Annotated in this window: 18 protein-coding genes and 1 pseudogene; 6 read left to right on the top strand and 13 right to left on the bottom strand. The window is 58.0% G+C overall.

Annotated elements, in window-relative coordinates; genetic code table 11:
- Positions 1-1,191 (bottom strand): sugar ABC transporter permease, encoded by a 1,191-nt coding sequence (locus AB8B33_RS34940; RefSeq protein WP_439018979.1) that lies wholly within the window; start codon positions 1,189-1,191, stop codon positions 1-3.
- A gap of 369 nt (positions 1,192-1,560) precedes the next feature.
- Positions 1,561-2,652 (bottom strand): sugar ABC transporter substrate-binding protein, encoded by a 1,092-nt coding sequence (locus tag AB8B33_RS34935; protein WP_439018978.1) that lies wholly within the window; start codon positions 2,650-2,652, stop codon positions 1,561-1,563.
- 302 nt (positions 2,653-2,954) lie between these two features.
- On the opposite strand from AB8B33_RS34935, the gene AB8B33_RS34930 reads away from it, so the two are divergent.
- On the top strand, positions 2,955-3,965 hold the full coding sequence (locus tag AB8B33_RS34930; protein WP_052212402.1) for a LacI family DNA-binding transcriptional regulator: 1,011 nt from the start codon (positions 2,955-2,957) through the stop codon (positions 3,963-3,965).
- Between the two features lie 85 nt (positions 3,966-4,050).
- Here the strand turns inward: AB8B33_RS34930 and AB8B33_RS34925 are convergent.
- The 5 genes and pseudogenes from AB8B33_RS34925 to AB8B33_RS34905 all read right to left on the bottom strand — a co-directional run.
- Positions 4,051-4,257: pseudogene (locus AB8B33_RS34925) on the bottom strand (hypothetical protein); the annotation flags it as partial.
- Between the two features lie 107 nt (positions 4,258-4,364).
- Positions 4,365-4,874 (bottom strand): hypothetical protein, encoded by a 510-nt coding sequence (locus AB8B33_RS34920; RefSeq protein ID WP_419424964.1) that lies wholly within the window; start codon positions 4,872-4,874, stop codon positions 4,365-4,367.
- Positions 4,867-6,129, bottom strand: a complete 1,263-nt coding sequence (locus AB8B33_RS34915; protein ID WP_439018977.1) for a DegT/DnrJ/EryC1/StrS family aminotransferase — start codon at positions 6,127-6,129, stop codon at positions 4,867-4,869. The genes AB8B33_RS34920 and AB8B33_RS34915 overlap by 8 nt, the downstream gene beginning before the upstream one ends.
- Positions 6,130-6,179: 50 nt before the next feature.
- A complete protein-coding gene (locus AB8B33_RS34910) occupies positions 6,180-6,995 on the bottom strand; it encodes a shikimate dehydrogenase family protein (protein ID WP_439018976.1) in 816 nt (271 codons plus the stop codon).
- 12 nt (positions 6,996-7,007) lie between these two features.
- Complete coding sequence (locus tag AB8B33_RS34905) at positions 7,008-7,931, bottom strand: dihydrodipicolinate synthase family protein (RefSeq protein WP_439018975.1); 924 nt, start codon at positions 7,929-7,931, stop codon at positions 7,008-7,010.
- Positions 7,932-8,038: 107 nt separating this feature from the next.
- Between AB8B33_RS34905 and AB8B33_RS34900 the strand changes: the two genes are divergently transcribed.
- Together AB8B33_RS34900 and AB8B33_RS34895 are read left to right on the top strand one after the other, a co-directional pair.
- Positions 8,039-9,568: a UxaA family hydrolase gene (locus tag AB8B33_RS34900; RefSeq protein WP_130663769.1), complete on the top strand. Its 1,530-nt coding sequence runs from the start codon at positions 8,039-8,041 to the stop codon at positions 9,566-9,568.
- 17 nt (positions 9,569-9,585) lie between these two features.
- Complete coding sequence (locus AB8B33_RS34895) at positions 9,586-10,557, top strand: GntR family transcriptional regulator (protein ID WP_439018974.1); 972 nt, start codon at positions 9,586-9,588, stop codon at positions 10,555-10,557.
- A 10-nt stretch (positions 10,558-10,567) separates the two neighbouring features.
- Here AB8B33_RS34895 and AB8B33_RS34890 read toward each other — a convergent pair whose 3' ends face one another.
- From AB8B33_RS34890 to AB8B33_RS34865, 6 genes are read right to left on the bottom strand one after another with little or no spacing between them, the layout of a single operon-like run.
- Positions 10,568-11,227, bottom strand: coding sequence for a helix-turn-helix domain-containing protein (locus AB8B33_RS34890; protein ID WP_164021754.1), 660 nt, complete (start codon positions 11,225-11,227; stop codon positions 10,568-10,570).
- Positions 11,228-11,270: 43 nt separating this feature from the next.
- A complete protein-coding gene (locus AB8B33_RS34885; protein ID WP_130663772.1) occupies positions 11,271-12,068 on the bottom strand; it encodes an ABC transporter permease in 798 nt (265 codons plus the stop codon).
- The gene (locus tag AB8B33_RS34880) at positions 12,065-12,964 is read right to left on the bottom strand and encodes an ABC transporter permease (RefSeq protein ID WP_419424968.1); all 900 of its coding nucleotides are present in this window, start codon (positions 12,962-12,964) and stop codon (positions 12,065-12,067) included. The genes AB8B33_RS34885 and AB8B33_RS34880 overlap by 4 nt, the downstream gene beginning before the upstream one ends.
- 4 nt (positions 12,965-12,968) lie before the next feature.
- Positions 12,969-14,051, bottom strand: coding sequence for an ABC transporter ATP-binding protein (locus tag AB8B33_RS34875; RefSeq protein ID WP_439018973.1), 1,083 nt, complete (start codon positions 14,049-14,051; stop codon positions 12,969-12,971).
- 35 nt (positions 14,052-14,086) lie between these two features.
- A complete protein-coding gene (locus AB8B33_RS34870) occupies positions 14,087-15,133 on the bottom strand; it encodes an ABC transporter substrate-binding protein (RefSeq protein ID WP_439018972.1) in 1,047 nt (348 codons plus the stop codon).
- Between the two features lie 11 nt (positions 15,134-15,144).
- On the bottom strand, positions 15,145-16,065 hold the full coding sequence (locus AB8B33_RS34865; protein ID WP_439018971.1) for an aminotransferase class IV: 921 nt from the start codon (positions 16,063-16,065) through the stop codon (positions 15,145-15,147).
- A gap of 159 nt (positions 16,066-16,224) precedes the next feature.
- Here AB8B33_RS34865 and AB8B33_RS34860 point away from each other — a divergent pair, with 159 nt between their 5' ends.
- From AB8B33_RS34860 to AB8B33_RS34850, 3 genes are read left to right on the top strand one after another with little or no spacing between them, the layout of a single operon-like run.
- Complete coding sequence (locus AB8B33_RS34860; RefSeq protein ID WP_439018970.1) at positions 16,225-17,211, top strand: aldo/keto reductase; 987 nt, start codon at positions 16,225-16,227, stop codon at positions 17,209-17,211.
- A gap of 7 nt (positions 17,212-17,218) precedes the next feature.
- The gene (locus AB8B33_RS34855; RefSeq protein ID WP_439018969.1) at positions 17,219-18,082 is read left to right on the top strand and encodes an amidohydrolase family protein; all 864 of its coding nucleotides are present in this window, start codon (positions 17,219-17,221) and stop codon (positions 18,080-18,082) included.
- A complete protein-coding gene (locus AB8B33_RS34850) occupies positions 18,079-18,663 on the top strand; it encodes a DUF1349 domain-containing protein (protein WP_439018968.1) in 585 nt (194 codons plus the stop codon). The genes AB8B33_RS34855 and AB8B33_RS34850 overlap by 4 nt, the downstream gene beginning before the upstream one ends.
- The last annotated feature ends 7 nt before the right edge of the window (positions 18,664-18,670 follow it).

The raw sequence follows: 18,670 nt of genomic DNA, 5'->3' as shown, positions 1-18,670 counted from the left end.
TCACTTCGCCTTTTGTTGTGCGGCATGGTCGGCGGTGACCGCGACGATGAGCAATGCGCCGGTGATGATCATCTGGTAGAAGGTATCAACGCCCGCCAGGCTAAGCCCATTTGTGATGCTTGCCATCAGAAGGGCCCCCAGAACTGCGCCAACGACGCGACCTTCACCGCCGAACAAGCTCGTGCCTCCGATGATCGCCGCACTGATGGCGCTCATGTTCACGAAGAGTCCGACGCCGGGAGGGCCGGCATCCAGTCTGGACGTTTGGACGATAGCCGCCAGCGCAGACAGTGCGCCCATCAGGCCAAACAGCGCCAAAATCATGGTATTCACTTTGATACCGGCGCGCTTTGCCGACACCGGGTTTCCGCCAATGGCATACACATATCGGCCAAAGCGAGTGTTCTTCGCGGCATATTCCATAGAGAAGACGATGATCAGCAGTAGTGCCAATGGATAGGGAATTCCTTGGGTCCAAGCAAATACCCAGATGGACATGCCGGCCGCTAAAAGCGTCAAGCCGAGAACCGCGGTGCTAACTGGGCGCAAAGTGCGCTTCTGCGGCCCGAGGAAACCTGTGTATGTCCGCAGCCAGGTGAACACATAAAGCGCGCTAAGTGTCAAGATGGCGGTCAGACTGATCCAGCTGGGAAATTCCCCATTGCCGATTTGATAAAAAGTGTCGCCGGCGCCTGACAAGGTTTCTGCCCCTGAGACAACGTAGGCCAATCCCCTTAGCCAGGAGAATCCGGCCAACGTGATAATGAACGACGGAATGCCGAGTTTTACGCGCAAGGAACCCTGAAGTAAGCCAATGGCGATACCCGCAACGATAACCAGCAAGATGGTTGTGATCGCATCTAATCCATGTTTCTGCATCAACTGCATGGACAAGACACCACATAGAGCGAGCAATGATCCGACGGACAGATCAATCTCGCGCGCAACGAGAAGCCATGTCAGTCCTGCGGCCATCAAAGCGGTGATCGTAGCCTGGACGGCTAGATTAGAAAGGTTACGCGGGCTTATGAAGACACCGGTCCACGCGTGGAAGCCAATCCAAATTGCCACGGTGGCAGCGACAAGGACGATAAGCCGCCACTCGGCGCGCTCGGCCTCTCTGGATTGCTTTTGTACTTCGGGTAGAGCTGACGAAGGCTCTGCCACGCCTGCTGTAGAATTTGTTCCCATTTTATTCTATCTCCGGTCAAAACGGGCAAACAGCCGCCGTCGCCGCGAACGCAAGCTATGCGGCAGCACGATTGATTGCGATTTCCAGTCGGAAGGTCGAAACGGCTTCTGCCGCGTTCCCTTTATTTTTTTGTAACGTTAAAGTAAATGACAATGCAGCAGCTTGTCAATACACAGCCGGGCAATTCGCATTAGGTATATTGTTTATGAATCAGTTACTTAGGTAAATCGCCCGGTTTTTTCTAACGGCCCGATTTATAGCGGATCAAAAAAACTTTAACGTTACAAGTGCGGGTCTTTGACCGATCCTCTCCCACAAAAAAGCCACCCGTTTTTCAACGGGTGGCTTTTTTGGGGAGGCAATTTTCGTTAAAGAAGGGTCTCTGCGCCTTTGGGCCATTTTTCCTTTGGAACGCCTTCCAAGACGGCCTTGGCGTCGACATAGACCGGGCTGTACTTTTTCAAGTATTCGACCATATTTTCGCGGGTGATGTCGCGGTCTTCGACCGGCATATAAGGGATAGTGACCCCATTGCCGGCGTCGTAGGTTTGCGTAATACCCAGATCTTGCCCCTTGGCTAGTTTGACGGCAAGTTCGCCGGCGATCGTTCCCATCTGGTCGAAAAGAGTAAAGCTTGATAGCGCCATGTTACCCAACAGAATGTGTCGGCAACCCTCGACCGTGGCATCTTGGCCAGTCACAAAGACCTTCCCCGCTAATCCCGCCTTCTGCAGCGCACCAATAACACCTCCAGCCATGCCGTCATTGTTGCAAAGGAACCCTGCGACATCGTTATTCGTCGACGTCAGAGAATCTTCCGCCTGACGGCGCGCGGCATCTGGATCCCACCCATCGTGGAAAAGGTGGCTAACAATCTTCAATTCACCCTTGTCGATCAGGGGCTGCAGGATATCGTAGTATCCCTTGGTGATTTCCTCTGCCACCGTGTTGCCAGCCTGGCCGGACACAATAATCCAATTGCCCTTGAGCACACCGGCCGCCAACGCGGCGTTAGCAGCTTTTTGACCCACTCCACGGTTATTTCTCGCGACATAGACATCGACATCCTTTGATGGAATCGCGGTGTTGTAAGCGATCACAGGTACGCCAGCGCGCTTTGCCTTGCGCGCCATGTTGACGCCCGCTTCAGCCACAACAGCAACAATCGCAAGGGCGTCTACGCCCACGGTTAAAAGGTTCTCAACATCGGATAGCTGCTGTTCGACTTTAAAATCCGCTTGGTTGGTGATCGGTTTGAAGCCACCGGCCGACACCGCTTTTTCAAAGCTCGGGCGATCGAGATTCTTCCACCGCGGAACCGTATATGTCTCCATGGCAAAACCGATGTTCCCGCTTCCCTTGGCGAAAACTACGCCGGCGCCACCAAATGCAGTTACAGCAGCAATGCCCGCAGTAACGCCCATAAACCCACGCCTAGTGGTCTTCAGTTCGTTTTTCATGCTCGTTCCCCTTTCTTAAGTTATCTTTAACGTTAAAATTAAGATCGACCGACGCAATCTGTCAAGGGGCACGGGCTGCATCTGTCAAAGAAATTTATTATTCTTCCGTTTCAATTAGATAACATCATTCCTCAGATCAAACTCAGCTGGCAAGACGGTTGCATGGACCGAAGCAGACTATTTAACGTTACAATCTGTTCGCGCGTTAATTCGAGCACGGTTCCTAGGTGCTAGGTGCTGCATTGCAGCGCGGCCAGATTTTTGTGTAAAGATAAATGTAGAAATTCATTCAGGATGCAGCAGTGCCCCGTCGCAAAAAGCAAGAAGTAACGCTGAAGGATGTCGCGGCAGCGGCCGGTGTTTCCGTGATGAGCGTCTCAAACGTCGTAAACGAGCGCTGGGATCTTGTAAGCGATCGGACGCGTGCAGTGATAGAAAAGGAGATCAAACGCCTCCAATATCAGCCCCAAATGGCAGGCCGCTCCCTGAGAACCGGAAAAACCAACACACTTGGCCTGGTGGTTCTTCAAGGAGAAGACGGCGTGCGTCCTAACCGGCGAGCGCAAGCAATCATCGCCGGATTTTTAGAATCGACCGCAGGGCACGGATATACCGTAAGCCATATCTTCAGGCGGCACACCACAATTGAGACGGCTATCGCATCCCTATCCCAGCGGGTCGATGGCATCGCTATGCTGATCGACCAGAGTATCGAAGTGCGCAAGAAGGATGTGGCGATACTTTCATCCTTTGGCATTCCCATCGTTGAATTGGAAGGGTTAAGACTCGTCGAGTTGGAGGATGCGTGCTCGGTTTATGAAAGAGCAGATATGCAGATAAATGCACTGGCAACATCGCTCTCAAAATCATTGCCAGGCAATGTATACTTTCTGAATGGCAAAGAGCACAACGAGCACGCCGTGCGCCGTTATAGGTTGCTGAAAGCTAACCCGAGTTTACGCCACTTCCATTTTCATAATACGCAGCTCAGATCCTATCTTGATGTTGATTTGGATAAAACGGCAGCGATTTTCGTCTCGAACGAAACAGATTACTGCGACCTGGTCATCGCGTTCGCGTCAAGCGCACAAAGCCGACTGATATCAAAGATAATATGTCTCGATACCGATGTAAATTCGGCTGGAATTGATCGCCAATCAACTATTCCCGGCTTTCAAACTGTGGCATTTCGCGTTGGAAACGTTGGAGGGAACGCCCTTATCGCCCGGCTACCATCGACGACATTCACCTATCGCCAAATCGGTGTCGATTGCGGGGTCATCTTGCCTGTGCCTAACAAACCAGAAAAATAAACTATACCAAATTATTCCCCACCTAACCAAAACCGGCTCCACGGAGAGAGGTGGCTCGTTTGTCTGAACTGTTTCGGGCTTTTTGCTAAGTGGATTTCCGCCTCGATTCTGCAGCCACCATCATTGGTGCCAGCGCGTTAACGTAGGCCTGATCCGGCGTCTGGCTGCCCAGGAATGAATGCGGGCGTCGGCTGTTGCGAAACGTCACGTATCGGCCGAGGCCAGAGCGTGCCTCGATCATGGTTTTGTTGGCGTGGAGGTAGATCTCCTCCAATTTGATCGATCGCCTGAGCGCAGGCCACGACGCGTTCTTAAATGCATCCATCGTTCGCGGGCATCCATTTGCCCCATAAAAAACTGTGTGTGGACATCTCTCGGACGAACGTGATTTTTCTTTGGTCAGAGAATGCGGTTAAATTCCGTCGTGTGTCCGGCCAGTTTAAGTGCAATCGCTCTAGATGCTGGCCATCGTTGGTCGTGAGGGGTTTCGGTCAAGAACGCGTGACCGTCTGGGCTCCATCTCTCCTCGCAAGCGCCAATATCGCCGGATGTCTCAACGGATTGAATGACCATTTCTGGACCGCTTGCATGCATGGTGAGCATGCAAATGCTAAACCGAGTCTTCAGCTTCATTCCCATTGTCTCGCTGACATGGACGCCATCCTGATCCTTGAACACTTCCTTCTTGTTGCTCGGACCGGCGTACAATTCCCTCTTTTGAATAACCCAGCGCAACGTTTGCCTGTCGCCGATTTTTATCACAGTGTCAGGTGCGCCGAAGGTAGCTATGGCGTGCGCGCTCGTCATGCCAACAAAACGCGCAGCAACGTCCTTTCCTGTCGACGTTGTCGAACACCCCGCCAATCCAGCCATCATCAATGCGAAGGTTAGGTTTAAGGGATTAGCCACGGCCGTACGTCCGTGCGGAATAGTGGGTGATTACCTTTTCAATCGCCGACGCGATTTGCAAGAGATGGCGCTCCTCCAAGCGATCGGTCCACCACATGCAGATCGTTTCCTTGCAGGCAAGCTCGGCCTCGGGGCAGAGACTGCTGTCGTAATCGATCTTGCGCACTCCTTCGAGCGTGAATGGCCAGCCGGAGTCGCCGAAGGTCTTGTGCTCGCGGATGACGGGGTAGCGGTAGAGCGGGATCTGGCCGGGATAGCCGATGAAACCGTCGATACCTTCGGCCGCGAGCGCCTTCATCACCTCGGTGACGGGGGCGGAGAGCTTTGTCGGATCGAGACGGAACGAGTAGAAGAAATAGACGCCGACGGTGCCTTCGAGCGGCAGAACCGGCCGCACATCGATGCCGGCCAGAAGCTCGGTAAGCCGGTCGGCGGAGGAAACGCGCGCCCCGACGAACTGTTCGAGCTTCTTCAGCTGTTCCAGGCCGACCGCCGCCTGCAATTCGGTCATGTGATAGTTCGGTGCCAGGAAAAGGTGATCGCGCCCGCCGCGCTCGCGCGGCCAGCCCTTGTCGGAGCAATGGCGAAGGCCGCGGCCAAACTTGCCGTCCTCATTGGTGATGACCATGCCGCCATCGCCCGTCGTCATGTGCTTGGACTGCTGGAAAGAAAAGCAGGCGACATCGCCGAACGTGCCGCAGAGCTTGCCCTTGTAATAGGCGAGATGGGCCTGGGCGCAGTCCTCGATGACGACGAGCTTGTGCTTTTTGGCAATCGCCATGATCGCCTCCATATCGGCCGGATGGCCGTAGACATGGGTGACCATGATCGCGCGGGTGCGCGGCGTGATGTTGGCCTCGATCGACGCCGGATCGATATTCTGCGTGACCGGATCCACATCGGCAAAAACGGGGATCGCCAGCTGCGCGATGACAGGGATAGCCGTTCCCACGTCCGTTACCGGCGAAAGGATGATCTCGTCGCCGGGCTCCGGATTGAGATAGATGACGGCAGTGTGCAGCGCCGCCGTGCCGTTGGCGACGGCGACGGCGTGCTTGACGCCATACTTGGCTGCGAAGGCCTGCTCGAACTCCGCTGTCTTCGGCCCCGTCAGGAACGAGAGGCGTCCCGACTTGATAACCTCTGTCAGCGCTTCGATCTCCTCCTGGCCAAAGGTGCGGCCCGAGGTGTCGCGGAAGCTCGGCAGCGTGCCGTCGATCGCGCGCGGTCCGCCATTGATTGCCAGATCCTGCATGTCATCTCTCCGAAAATAAGAATTGAGGCCGCGCGAAGCGGCCGAGGTGGTCAGAGACCGAGAAAATTGGCCATCAGCTGAAGCTGGTGGTCGAGCATGTGGCGGCCCAAATGTATACGGCATCCGGTCTCGCGGGCAGCCTGCAGCAACGGCGTGATCTCCGGCTCCATAATGACTTCGGCAACCGTCATGCCCTGTTCGAGCAGCGATGCGTCGAGTGGTAGCGGATCCGTAGCATTCATGCCGAGCGTAGTGCCATTGATGACGAGGTCGTGGCCGCGCGGATCGGCGGTGCCGATCGCCACATCGAGTGCCGGATAGGCACCCTTAAGTTTTGCGGCAAGAGTCTCGATCTTTTCCACCGTGCGGTTGGCGAGCGTCAATCTCGTGATGCCTGCTTCTGCGAGGGCGAAAGCGATCGCGTTGGCGGCTCCCCCTGCTCCGACCAGATAGACGCTGCGGCCGCTCACCGCGATATCCTGATCGCCGAGGCCCTCGACGAAACCTATGCCGTCAAGCTGGTCGCCGATCAGGCGGCCATCAGGCTTGCGGCGCAGCACATTGGCAGCGCCGACGGCAAGCGCCTGCGGGCTCACCTCGTCGCAGAGCCGGATGATCGCCTGCTTGTGCGGAACGGTAACGATGGCGCCGTCGAAGCTTTTCAGAACACGCAGGCTGGCAACGAAGCTTTCGAGATCGGCGGGCGCCACATTCAGCGGCACCATCACGGCATCCCTGCCGCGCATCATGGCAATCCGGTTGATGCCGGGAGGGGCTTTCACATGTTCAGTCGGATGCGCGAGAATCCCGAGGACCCGGGTGCGCCCGGTAATTTCAAGGATCTTGGGGTCTTCAATGATTGACATAATGTTGAGTCCTCACTTGCCCCAGGAGAGCGCCAGCGGATTGACGCCCTGCGCAAGCTCCAACAGCCCCGCGCGTGTCGCCGGATGCAGCGGCTCAAGCGGATGGCGGACATGATCGGACTTGATGACGCCGCCTTCCATCATGACCGTCTTGGCGGCCCTGAGCCCGCATTGCCGGTTCTCGTAATTGATCAGTGGCAAGATATGCTCGTAGGCCTTTGCCGCCTGCTGGCGATCGCCCGCCTTGTGATGCTCGATGACCGGGCGGATCAGATCCGGCAGCATGGCACTCGACATGACGCCGGTGGCGCCGGCATCGAGATCGGCCATCAGCGTGATCGCCTCTTCGCCATCGAACGGGCCTTCGATCGCCTCGCCGCCAAGGTCAATGAGCTTGCGCAACTTGGCTGCGGTGCCTGCAACCTCAATTTTGAAATAGCGGACCAGCGGCAGATCGCGGGCGATGCGCACCATGAAATCGGCCGAAAGCGTGACGCCGCTCAGCGGAGCATCCTGGATCATGATCGGGATGCCGGCAGCCTCGGCGACGCGGGCGAAGTGCTCCCGGATCGAAGTCTCCTCGAGCTTGATGCCCGCGCCGTGATAGGGCGGCATCAGCATGATCAGTCTGGCGCCGTGCTCGGAGGCGTGGCGGGCACGGGCTGCGGCGATCTGCGTGCTGAAGTGGCTGCAGGTGACCATGACGGGAACGCGGCCGGCGACATGGGCAAGGCTCAGCTCGGTCAGTTGGCGGCGCTCCTCGTCCGACAGCAGGAACTGTTCGGAGTAGTTGGCCAGAATACAGATACCGTCGACGGCCTGGTCGATCATGCAGTCGAGCACGCGGCGCTGGCCGTCGAAATCGATATCTCCCGTTTCGGTGAAAGGCGTCGGTGCCACCGGGAAAAGCCCGGAATAGGGTCGATCACTCGCCATATTGTAAAATGCCCCGCAAAATTTCGTGTAACGCAAGTCTTCACTTGACTTCTGAAGGCGTATCACGAATGATTTTTGCACGCAATGGTCATTTTTAGGAGATGTCGATGCCCGCGCATCAATCCGGTCCCTCAGTCATCCGCCTGCACGAGACGGACAATGTGGTCGTGTCCACGCGCCCGATCGCCGAGGGTGAGAATGTCGGGGAGGTGGTGACGCTGAGCGATGTTCCGAGCGGCCACAAGATCGCCGTGCGGCCGATTGCCGAGGGCGACATGGTGCTGAAATACGGGCAGGTGATCGGCCGGGCGAGCCGCGAAATCGCGGCCGGCGAGCATGTGCACCTGCAGAACCTCGCCATGCTCGACAGCGCCGTCTCGCATGAATTCGCCGTCGAGGGCGGCCCGACGCCGCTGCTCCCCGAAGGCGAGCGGCGGACCTTCAAGGGCTATCTCCGTCCGTCGGGCCTTGTCGGCACGCGCAACTATGTCGGCATCATCACCTCTGTGAACTGTTCGGCAACGGTCGCCAAGGCGGTCGCCGACTATTTCAAGACCAACGGCTTCGGCAATTACGCCAATGTCGATGGCGTGGTGGCGTTGACGCATGGCACGGGCTGCGCGATCCCCACCAATACCGAGGGCTATACCTATCTGCGCCGCACGCTGAACGGCTATGCGCGCAATCCGAATTTCGCGGCGATCCTGATGATCGGGCTCGGCTGCGAGACCAACCAGATCAGCCATCTCGTCAAGGCTTTCGAGCTCGAGGAAGGCCCACTTCTGCGCACCATGACCATCCAGAGGATGGGCGGCACGCGCAAGACGATCGAGGAAGCCGTCTCGATCATCCAGGAACTGCTGCCGGAGATCGATGCCGTCAAGCGCACCGAACAACCGCTCTCCGGACTGAAGGTGGCGCTGCAATGCGGCGGCTCCGACGGCTATTCCGGCATTACCGCCAACCCCGCACTCGGTTATGCGGCCGATCTCGTGGTCAAGAACGGCGGCACGGCGGTGCTGAGCGAGACCCCTGAAATCTATGGAGCGGAACATCTACTGACCCGGCGTGCGGCCACACCCGCCATCGCCGAGAAGCTGATGGCGCGTATCGACTGGTGGCGGGACTATACCGCCAAGAACGGCGCCGAGCTCAACAACAATCCCTCGCATGGCAACAAGGAAGGCGGCCTCACTACCATCCTTGAGAAATCCCTGGGGGCGGTCGCCAAGGGCGGGTCCATGCCGCTAATGGAAGTCTATGAATATGCCGAGCCGATCGACGCTTCCGGCTTCGTCTTCATGGATACGCCCGGCTATGATCCTGTCGCGGTGACTGGCCAGGTCGCCGGCGGCTGCAACCTGATCGTCTTTACGACCGGCCGCGGCTCCGTCTCCGGCTTCAAGCCCGCCCCCTGCATCAAGGTTGCCACCAACAGCGAGATGTACGAGCACATGAGCGAGGACATGGACATCAATTGCGGCGGCATCATCGACGGCAGTGACAGCATCCAGGCGGCGGGCGAGCGCATTTTCGAGCACATCATCGCCATCGCATCCGGCGAGCGCACACTCAGCGAAGGCTACAATTATGGTGACTTCGAATTCGTGCCTTGGCAAATAGGCGCGGTGACCTGAGACCGGAAAAGGATTTTATGGCGCACCGTACCCTCGCCTACGAAGCCATCGCCAATGCGCTGCGCAAAGCCGTGACGTCGAAGACCATTCCGGAGGGCACCGTGCTTCTGGAAGGGCCGATCGCGACCCTCTTCGATTCCAGCCGCTCGCCGGTCAAGCAGGCGCTGGCGACGCTTGAGACCGAGGGGCTGGTGCGGCGCTTCGACGGGCGCGGCGTGCTGGCCGGACGAGAAGGCGAGCCGCTCCGCCTGAAGATCTCGCCCGACATGCTGGACCTTGAGTTGGAGGCAAGCGCCAGCCCGAAGACGTTTGCCTGGCAGAGCTTCTATTACGACTTCGAAAATACGGTGATCTTGCGCGCCGTCTTCGGCAGCTTCCGCATCAACGAACTGGCGCTGGCGCGTCATTATAATGTCGGGCGCACTGTCGCCGGCGATATTCTCAACCACGCAGCCAAGAACGGCATCGTCGTGCGCGACGACAAATCGCGCTGGTGGATCAACCCGCTCGACGAGGACCGTTTCCGCGATCTCTACGAGGTGCGCCTGTTGCTGGAGCCGGCGGCGCTGAAAACCGCCATGCAGAATATCCCTGCAACGACACTTGCCGCCATGCGGCAGCGGCTCACCACCGTGTCGGGTAAGTTTCCCGATATAGCCAGTGCCGAACTCGATGCGCTGGAAGAAGACCTGCACGTCGCGACGCTGAAATTCAGCGCCAATGGAGAGATACTGGAAGCACTGAAACGCACGCGCTGCGTGCTCGTCGCCGGCAAGCATATCCAGCGCGCCGTGCGCGGCACGCTGCCGATCGACGCCTTCATGGACGAACATCTCGACATCATGGACGCGATCGCCGCGCACGACTATCCGCTCGCACGGAAGGCGCTGACCGACCATCTCGAAGCCTCCGGCAACAAGGCGAGCGAACGCCTGCAGGCCTATCTCGCCATCTCAAATGTCACTCCGATATCCTATGTGCTCGATTGACCGAAGAGAGCTAATTGCTTCTCCCCTTGGCCTGCTGCTCGGAGATGATCTGCTCCTTGATCACTTCCCGCAGTGTCTGGGCGAGGTTCGGCGTTGCGCTGGAGCAGCAGACCATCATGGAACTACTCGGCGGCTGCAGAGACATATATCCGTGCTTCATGGTGCTATCGAGATAAACGCTGTCGCCCTCTTCCAAATCGGTCGGCTCATAATACTCGCTGAAGAGCCTGATCTTGCCGCTGAGGACGAGAATGAACTCCTCGCCGACATGCGAGGTCAGCGGTCCCATCTGCTCCGGCGTCAGCGCCCGCACCTCGATATGAATCGGGATGATGCGCTTGTGGGCGACGTCGGAAGAGAGGTAACTGTAGCGGTAGTACTGCCGTTCGAGCTGCTGGCCGACGAGATTGCGGTTGATGCTGCGGCGCGCCACGACGAGCGGCGGCGTCGGCTCGTTGGGCGACGAGTTCAATAGGTCGCCGATTTCGACGCCGAGCCCATGCGAGAGCTTGAGGATCGTATCGAAGTTCGGCGAGATGTGACCATTCTCAACCTTCGAGAGGGTGGAGGTCGCAATTCCCGTCATCGAGCTGACTTCCGCAAGCGTCCATCCGTGATAGGAGCGCCGGTCCTTCAGCAGCTTTCCGAGGTTTTTTACCTTTTCATTCATATCGTGCCGTGTTTTCCAATCTGGTCGGTGCATTTTGTCGAAGTCATGATTTCCGCTCGATGCTCTCGCGCAGAGACATGGCAGCCAGGGCCGCGAACAAAAGCGTCACACAAAGCACTACTGAAACAAGTGCATTTATTTCCGGGGTGAAGCCCGTTCGCATCATTGCCCACAATCGCATCGGGAGCGTTGTTTCACCTCCGACGAGAAAAAACGTTACCAATGTTTCGTCGAATGAGAGGGCAAATGCAAGTAGCGAACTGGTAAGCAAGGCCGAGCGCAGTTGGGGGAACACGACATGTACAAAGGTTTCCCAGCTGTTTGCCCCGAGATCGAGGGAGGCTTCGATCTGCGAATTTTCAAGCGCGTCGAGCCTGATCGTGACCATCCGGTAGATGACCGCCAGAATCAGAACAACGTGACCTGCCGTTACCGTGATCAGGCTCCGCTCGATGCCGACCTGGCGAAAGGCGATCAGCAGCGAGATGCCGGTGATGATCGCGGGCAGCACGAAGGGCAGGAAGATCACGAACTCGACGTAGGAGCGGCCCGCACGCGCGCCCGTCTTCATGTAATAGGCAAGGCCGACGGAAATTGTGCTCGCGATCACCACTGCGCAAACGCCGACGATTAGGGAATTCGAGAGCGCGTCGATGAGCTGGCTGTTGCTGGCAAACTTGCCGTACCATTGCAGCGAAAGATCCGACCAGTCGAGCTTCCGGTCCTTCACGCCGACGAAAGAGAGGAGGATCACGATGGCAGCCGGCGCGTAAAGAACGGCGAAAGTGATGGTGCCGATGATCCAGAGGAGGGTGACCGTGATGCGTTCTGGCAAGCTCATCTGACCCTCGCTGTGCGTGAGATAAGGGAAGCAAGCGCAATCAGCGCCACGACGGCGAGCAGCAACATGACGGCAAGTGCGGCACCGAACGGCCAGTTGAAGGCCATGCCGAACTGGCTCCAGACGGCCCGACCGAAGGTGAAGCCTTCGCTGCCGCCCACCATTTGAGGTGTCAGATAATCGCCGAGCGCAATCACCATGACGAAGAGCGCTGCCGCGATCGAGCCGGGAAGGCTGAGCGGCAGGACGACCGTCATGAAGATCTGGCCGGGCTTGGCGCCGAGATCGGCCGCCGCTGATATCAGCGATTGCGGAATACGCTCCAGCGCCAGAAAGATCGGCAGGATCCCGAAGGGGAGGTAGATCACCGCCATCGTCAGCATCACGGCTGTCTGGTTGAAGATGAAGAGCCTGCTCGGCACTTCGATGATGCCGAGCGACAACAGCATCGTATTCAGAAAGCCGTTGAAGCCGAGGATGCTTCGCATGGCATAGATCTTCACGACATAGTTCATGACCAGCGGCAAAGCACTTAGCAGAAGCAGCAGATAACGCGCCGAACCTTCCAGCCTCCAGATGAGGTAGGAAAGGATATACCCGAAGAAGAGGGATATCAGCGCCACCGTGAAGGCTAGCTTCAATGTGCCGAAGAAGACGTAAAGATAGCTGCTGCTTGTGAAGAAAGCGGCGTAATTGGCGAATGTCAGGCCGCCGGTAGGCTTGCCGTTGTCCTGCCCGAGAAAGCTTGAGGCGAGGAACGAGACGAGCGGCAGCAGGATCATCACCGTCGGCAAGCCATAGACGAGAAGCCTGGCGACGAGCTTGCCGAGACCACGCCTGGGCCTTGCGGCGGCTTCAGCGATCCCAATGCCGGTGGGCGTCGTGGCGATACTCATGGCGTCACCCTTTCGGAAGGAAGCTGACATCGGTTTCCGACCAGCGGAGCATGACGTCACTGCCCGCCACGAGGTTCTGCGTCGATAGCGCGGTCGGAATCCTGATTTTCACCCGATGTTCGTCAGACGCCCCGACGGAGAGCGTAAGCTGCGTGGTCGCGCCGAGGAAGGTTACGGAATCCAGCCGCGCCTTGGCGATCCGTTCGTCGGCGCTCAGGTCGCTGCCATCGTGGAGGCGAAAACTTTCAGGGCGGATCGCGAACAGCAACGCTCCCTGATGGTCGGCCGGAGCCCAATGCTTGCCGAGCGGACTTTCGATAACGGCCAGAGGAGGAGAGCCACTGGCACTAGCGGGCAAAATGTTGTTCTCGCCGAAGAACTTGGCGACGAATTCGCTCTTCGGCTTGTAGTAGATCTCCTGCGGCGTACCAACCTGCACGAGATTACCGTGATCCATAACCGCAATGCGGTCAGACATGGAAATCGCCTCTTCCTGGTCATGGGTGATGAAGACGAAGGTCGTGCGGATGCGCCTCTGCAGGTCCTTGAGAAACTCCTGCATCGAACGGCGAAGCTCGGCATCGAGTGCCGCAAGCGGTTCATCGAGCAGGATCACCTGCGGTTCGCAGACGATGGCACGCGCGAGCGCCACACGCTGGCGCTGGCCGCCCGACAGCTCGGCCGGATAGCGACCTGCCTTGTCGGCGAGATTGACGGTCTCCAGCACCGCCTCGACGCGCCGCTTGATCTCGGCTTGCGGCGTTTTGCGGATGCGCAGGCCGTAGCCAACATTGCGCGCCACTGTCATATGCGGAAACAGCGCATAATCCTGGAAGACCGTGTTGAACGGCCGCTTGTAGATCGGCACGTGGACGATATCCGTGCCGCGTAGTAAGATCCTGCCGGACGAGGGGGGTGTGAAACCACCGATCATCCGCAGGATGGTCGTCTTGCCAGAGCCTGAGGGCCCGAGAATGGTGAGGAACTCACCATCCCGGATATCGAGATCGACTGGCTTGAGCACTTCAACAGTCTTATAGGACTTCGTAACGCCGACGAGCTGTATGACATTTGGTGTCCCGACCATCAGACCCGCGGTAACTGAATTTTGCGCTGTCATACTTACTGTACCGGGGTCGCCTTAATCGTGTTCCAGAGCTCAATGCGCTTTGCGAAGTCTTCCGGTGCTTGCAGGAAGACCAGCTTGTCGGCATAGGTGAGACCCGCATCGATATTGACGGCCTGGTTGGTAGTGTTGCCATAGCCGGTCTTGGTGCTGATATAGGTGCCGACGGCAGGGTCAAGCATCGCATCGATCCAGGCATGCGCAAGATCGACGTCGCGAGCCTTGGAGCTGATCGCCCAGCAGTCGATCCAGCCGATGGCGCCTTCCTTGGGAATAACGAGGCCGACATTGACGCCCTGCTTCTTCAGCATCGGCGCCTGGGGCTCGCCCATCGACATCATCAGGTCGATGCCGCCCTGAGCGAAGATGCTGACACCATCGTCGAAGCCGGCGTAGTAGCTGGCGATGTTGGCCTTCTGCTTGAGCAGCTTCTGCTTGACCTGCTCGAACTGTTCGTCGGTAAGGTTGAAGGGATCGCGAATGCCGAGCGTCAGCGCTGCGGTCACGATCGCATTATTGGCGTCGTCCATCACGATGATGCGGCCCTTGTATTTCTCGTCCCACAGCACTTCCCAGCTGGTTGGCGGGGTCTGGAACGTATCGGCATTGTAGATCAGCGGGATAGAGCCCCACGCGAACGGTGCCGCGTAGGTCTTGCCCTCGATAACGATGGCAGAAACGTTCTTGAAGGCGCCGGCAAGGTTCTTGGAGTTGGGCAGCTTTGACTCATCGAGCGGCTGGATGAGCTTTTCCTGCGTCAGGCGCTTATAAGAGGAGGTCTCAATCGCGATTACATCGAAATCCGCCCCTCCAGACGCCGTCATTTTCGCGAAGATTTCATCAACGCTGCCGGTGTAGCTAACGCTGACGCTGGCGCCGGTCTTTTTCTCGAAAGCCTTGACCCATTGGTCGTCGGCATAACCTTCCCAGGTCAGCATGCGCAACTCCTTGCCGGCGGCAAAGGAGGGCCGGACAATTGCCGGGGCTGCGAGCGCGCCGACTGCGAGAGAGGTGGTGGTGGTCAGAAATTCACGTCTTTTCATGTACGTTCCCCTTAGAACGAAGTTGTTTTGATTGAATAATCGACCGGTGTCTGATGCCATCCGGCTTTATGCTGTTCCCAGTAGGACGACTTGAGCCTGAGGCTGACCCCGCCCGGTCTGCCGTTGCCCATGATGTGGTCGCCGATCCTCGATACGGGCATCACGCCGCCCGCAGTCGTCGTGCAGAACATTTCGTCCGCCGATGCCAGATCTTCCCTGGTCAAAGGTGCGATGCGGGCTGGAATGCCGAGCATTTCGCATAGTTCCAGCACAGAACGGCGGGTAATGCCTTCGAGCACTCCGCGATCCGGCGTCAGCACCTTGCCGTCCTTGACGACGAAAACGTTGAAGCCCGGCCCCTCGGTCACGAACCCCTCGGCATCGAGGAGCACCGCCGTGTCCGCGCCGGCGTCATGGGCTTCGAAGAGACCGCGGGTTAGATCGCCCCAATGGTAGTTCTTGATGGTCGGATCGATCGATGCGGGCGCGATGCGCGGCACAGAAGCAATATGCAGATGGGCTCCCCTTTCCTGCACATCGAGCGGGATCACGTCGATCCACGGGATCGCGTAGACGATCAGCTTGTTGTCGCAATCCTGCGGGCGACGGGATCCGAAAATCCGCGGCTTGCCGCGTGTGCAGATCATTGCGACATAGGAGTTGCGCAGGCCCGACAACGCGACGCACTGCATGGCAATCTCGCCGATTTCGGCCATAGAATAAGACGGCGAAAGTCGCAGTCCCTGCAGCGAACGCTCGAAGCGGTCGAGATGGTCCTGCAGACGAAAGAACGCGCCGTCGCGGACATGGACGACGTCATAGGTCACGTCGGAGCGGGTAAAGCCCCAGTCGAGAACTGAAATCGCAGCTTCACCCGCCGGGACGAATTTCCCGTCAGAAAATGCAGCACCTTTTGAGAAGTCGGCAGTCATGGCTGAGGTCTTCTATGCTCGAAACCGATATCTAGAAGCTGACAAAATTTTTGTACATGTGCAAGCTAATTTTCTCGGAAGAAATTTATTGACAGAAAGGAAAGACAATGAAAATTAAAAAGCAGGCTGATTTCCGGCGCTTTTCGGGATGGAATTTTCATGAAAGAAAAATTTGAGAAACGCCGCCTTGGCACCACGAAGCTGCAGGTGACCACGCTCGGTCTCGGCACGACGGCAATCGGGGGCCTCTATTCCGCGACTAGCGAAAAGTCCGCTGAACAGACAATGGAAACGGCTTGGCAACTCGGCGTTCGCTTTTTCGACAGCGCGCCGCAATATGGAAATGGTATGGCCGAACAGCGCCTAGGCGCGTTTCTCAAAACCAAGTCACGCAACGACTATGTGCTCTGCACGAAGGTCGGCCGCCTGCTCCGCCTGCCCGAGAAACCGGAGGGCGAAGACGCTTATTACAAGGGCACGCCGCCGGAGCGCCCAGTTTTCGATTTCAGCTATGACGGCGTGATGATCTCTATCGAAGAGAGCTTGAAGCGCCTCGGCGCCGAGCGCATTGACGTGCTTCATATTCACGATCCGGATAATCACTACGCCCAGGCTATCGACGGCGCCTACAAGGCGCTCGACAGATTGCGCAGCGAGGGCACGATCGGCGCGGTTGGCGCCGGCATGAATCAGAGCGAAATGCTCGCCGAATTCGCCCGCAACGGCAATTTTGACTGCTTCCTGCTTGCTGGCCGCTACACGCTGCTGGAACAGGGAGCACTTGCCGATTTCCTGCCGCTTTGTGTCGAGAAGAACATCTCCGTCGTTATCGGCGGCGTCTATAACAGCGGATTGCTGGCTGATCCAAAAGCGGGCGCGAAGTTCAACTATCAGGACGCGAACCAATCGCTGATTGACAGAGCGCTGCGGCTAGAGGCGGTCTGCTTGAGCCACGGTGTACCGCTGAAGGTGGCGGCGATCCAGTTTCCGCTCGCCCATCCGGCCGTTGCAAGCATCCTGACAGGCGCCCGCAGCCCCACGGAGATGGAGGAGAACGCAACCCATTTCCGTCAGCCGATACCAGCTGCGCTCTGGCAGGACTTGAAGGCTGAGTGCCTTATCGCCGCCGAAGCGCCGACAGCGTGAGCCGATGATGCCGAACCGAGTTATAGACGCTCACCAGCATTTCTGGAATCTCGCGACGGGAACCTATCCATGGATGGCAGGCGATGAGTTGAAGCCGCTGCGTCGCGACTACGGCCCCGCCGAGCTGATGCCGCTGATGGCCGCGTCGGGCGTCGATGCAACCATTCTCGTGCAATGCCGCCACGATCTCGAAGAGACGCGCGATTTCCTGTCGATAGCCGACAAGTACAGCTTTGTAGCAGGTGTCGTTGGCTGGGTTGATCTGCAGGCCGAGGATATCGCTGAACAGCTAACGGCATGCGGGTTGCTTCCGGGCGGACAGCGTCTCGTCGGTATCCGTCATAATGTCCATGACGAACCGGATGCGGACTGGCTTCGCCGCCCTGCCGTTCATCGAGGCATTGCCGCAGTCTTCGAGGCAGGGCTCGCCTTCGATCTCCTGGTGCGCACGCGCGAGCTGCCCGCTGCAATAGATCTCGTGGGTCATTTTCCGAACGGACGTTTCGTGCTCGACCACATGGCCAAGCCGCCTATCGCGTCAGGCTTTTCGACCTCCTGGCATGCCGCCTTTAAGGAGTTGTCTGAACATGGCAACGTCTGGTGCAAGGTTTCCGGCCTCGTGACAGAGGCCGACTGCCATCGCGCGGCGCCCGTAGATTTTGACCCCTATATAAAGATCGCCCTCGAATGCTTCGGCCCCGAGCGAGTGATCTTCGGCTCCGACTGGCCGGTTTCCACGCTGGCCGCCTCCTATGCCGAGGTCAAGGCCATTGCCTCCCGGCTGACATCGACGGGGCCTGGCGTCGCCGATCGCTTCTTCGAGCGCAACGCAATCGACGCTTATCAACTTTCAATGGACGGAACGAAATGACCATCGATTTCAGAAACGGCACATGGCTGAACGCTCCTGCAAGCGCAGAGGCCCTTGACACTAGCCTGACCATGACAACAGACCAGAAGACTGATTTCTGGCGCGAGACCTATTACGGTTTCACTCGCGACAGCGGCCATTTCCTGGGCTTCCCTTCGGCGGACGCTTTCACGGCAAAGATCCGCATCCAGGGCGAGTTCCGGACGCTTTACGACCAGGCTGGCCTGATGGTCCGGATCGACGAAAAGCGCTGGGTCAAGACCGGCGTCGAATTCACCGATGGCGAGCTGTTCCTTAGCACGGTCATTACCGACGGCAAGTCGGACTGGTCGGTGTCGCAGCCCTTCAAAGAGCTTGAGGACTTCTACATTCGTATCACGCTTGCCAAGGGCGCGATGCGCGTCCAGGCGTCGCGCGATGGCAGCTTCTGGCCGCTGCTTCGCCTCGCTCCCTTCCCCATCGCGGATACCTACCAAGTCGGCCCAACCGCCTGCACGCCAGAGCGTAGCGGCCTAAACATCCGCTTTTCGGAATTTGAGATCGGCCCGGCCATCACCAAAGACCTTCACGACCTGACCTGAGGATTGA

Source organism: Rhizobium sp. 768_B6_N1_8, from assembly GCF_051811225.1.
Lineage (GTDB): Bacteria > Pseudomonadota > Alphaproteobacteria > Rhizobiales > Rhizobiaceae > Rhizobium.
Note: the sequence above shows the minus strand (reverse complement) of the source record. Positions and strands in the feature narration are given on the sequence as shown.